At 70.2% G+C, this 1,556-nt stretch carries 2 protein-coding genes; both read left to right on the forward strand.

What is annotated here, in order from left to right; genetic code table 11:
* Positions 1 to 865, forward strand: an 865-nt coding sequence (locus tag ABZ780_RS31715; RefSeq protein ID WP_357488445.1) for a phage portal protein, incomplete at its 5' end; no start/stop codon positions are given.
* On the forward strand, positions 865 to 1,556 hold a 692-nt coding region (locus ABZ780_RS31720), incomplete at its 3' end, for an HK97 family phage prohead protease (RefSeq protein WP_357488447.1). The genes ABZ780_RS31715 and ABZ780_RS31720, both read left to right, overlap by 1 nt.

Raw genomic sequence — 1,556 nt, forward strand, 5'->3', positions numbered from 1 at the left:
CGTCACGGACGACTGGGGCACACGGCACGTCCTGACGCCCCGGGAGATCCTGCACATCCCGGGGCTGGGCTATGACGGGCTGACCGGCTGCTCGCCCGTACGGCTGGCTATGCAGGGCATCGGGCTCGCGCAGGCCGCCGAGAAGTCCGCGGCGAAGCTGTTCGGCAACGGCAACATGATCGGCGGCGTGCTCCAGACCGAGCAGCGCCTGGACCAGGACCAGGCCGCCCGGCTGAAGGAACGCTGGAAGGCCAAGATGTCCGGCGTCCACAACGCGCACGAGATCGCCGTGCTGGACTCCGGGGGCTTTTTGAAGCCGGTCGCCATGCCCAACACGGACGCGCAGTTCCTGGAGTCCCAGCAGTTCCAGGTGGTGGAGATCGGCCGCATGTTCGGCGTGCCCCCTTTCCTGCTCATGAGCACGGAGAAGAGCACGTCGTGGGGCACCGGACTGGAGCAGCAGGTCCAGGGCTGGGTCACCTTCGACCTCAACCCGACATGGCTGACACCGACCGAGCAGCGGATCACCAAGGAGCTGATGGCCCGCGAGGAGTACGCCTCGTACCAGATGGGCGGGCTGCTGCGCGGAGACAGCGCGGCGCGGGCGACGTTCTACCGGGCCATGCGGGACGTCGGTGCGTTCAGCGCGAATGACGTGCGGGCGCTGGAGGAGCTGCCGCCGCTGCCGGATGGCAAGGGCGGCGACGTCTACCTGCAGCCGATGTACATGGCTCCCCTCGGCTACGACCCGTCCGCGGCGGGCGGCGAGCAGCCGGCGGCGGGGTCGAACAAGGCGCGGGCGGCCGCGCTGATGGCGGAGGCGCAGCGGCTGATGCTGACCCCCGACGAGGAGGAAGGTTCCTGATGAGGACTCTGACGAGGACGACGACTGAGGAGCGCCGCCGCCTGCCTCTCTCGACGGCGGACGTGGTGATACGCGCCGCCGAGGGCGACGGTGGTATCGAGCGGTTCCGTGGGTACGCGGCGAAGTTCAACTCCCGCACGGCGATCGGCAATCCGCTGCGCTGGGGGTTCTACGAGGAGATCGCGCCGGGCGCGTTCACCAAGACGCTGCAGGAGGGGGACGCCAGGTTCCTGGTCGACCACGACTCGTACTACGTGGTGTCTCGGGTGTCGGCCGGCACGCTGTCCCTGGCCGAGGACGCTGCGGGGCTGCCGGTCGATTCGGAGCTGGACCCGGCCCTGTCGTACGTCGGCGACCTGAAGGCGAACGTCCGCAACGGCAACATCACCGGCATGTCCTTCGGCTTCTACGTCCTGAAGGACCAGTGGTCGACGGAGACGATCGACACCTCGGAGGGGCCGGCTGAGGTGGAGGTGCGGCGGATCCTCGAGGTCCGCCTCATCGAGGTCAGCGCGGTGACGTTCCCCGCGTACGAGGACACGGAGGCCGAGCTGGCCAGCGTTGCCTCGGCGCTCGTGCAGCGCGGCGACCAGGCGGCGATCGAGCGGCGCGCACGGTGGCGGCCGGAGCTGCGGGACCTGCTGCAGCTGGTCGGCGGCGAGCGGCCCACCGAGGCCGGGCCGGCCGCGCG

The organism is Micromonospora sp. NPDC047467 (assembly GCF_040643095.1).
Classification (GTDB): domain Bacteria; phylum Actinomycetota; class Actinomycetes; order Mycobacteriales; family Micromonosporaceae; genus Micromonospora.